Origin of the sequence: Mesorhizobium sp. M8A.F.Ca.ET.202.01.1.1 (genome assembly GCF_004791595.1) — a bacterium.
In the GTDB taxonomy this organism is placed as follows: domain Bacteria; phylum Pseudomonadota; class Alphaproteobacteria; order Rhizobiales; family Rhizobiaceae; genus Mesorhizobium.
Window position 1 is genome coordinate 1 of the sequence record NZ_SRUN01000101.1, and the last position, 381, is coordinate 381.

The following is a 381-nucleotide window of genomic DNA, read 5'->3' on the forward strand; positions in this document are numbered from 1 at the left end:
GGGCGCCGTGCTCGCTGACGCCGGCCACGACGTCATCGGCATCGATCGTAGCGCAGCCGCCATAGATTATGGCAAGGCGCATTTCGGGCGCCGCGCTCGTACCCGGCGATTTCCATGACATCGCCGGCGCGCAGCGCGACCTTGCGGCGCCCTCGACGCCGCGGTCTGCTTCGAGACCATCGAGCACCTCGCGGATCCGCTGCCGATGCTGCGCGAGCTGCGCAAGGTCGCCGGCATCCTGATCGCCAGCGTGCCGAACGAGGCGGTGTTCCCCTTCAAGGGATACCGGTTCCACCACCGCCATTACACCCGGGTCCAGTTCGCCGCCCTGCTCCAGGAAGCCGGCTTCGAGGTCACAGGCTGGTATGGGCAGCTCGGGCC

1 protein-coding gene is annotated in these 381 nt (G+C 68.5%); it reads right to left on the reverse strand.

The genetic code is table 11. The features are described 5' to 3' along the window. Positions 1–187 (reverse strand): hypothetical protein (locus EN845_RS34020; RefSeq protein WP_135931285.1); only part of this gene is annotated, 187 nt, incomplete at its 3' end. Between the last annotated feature and the right edge of the window lie 194 nt (positions 188–381).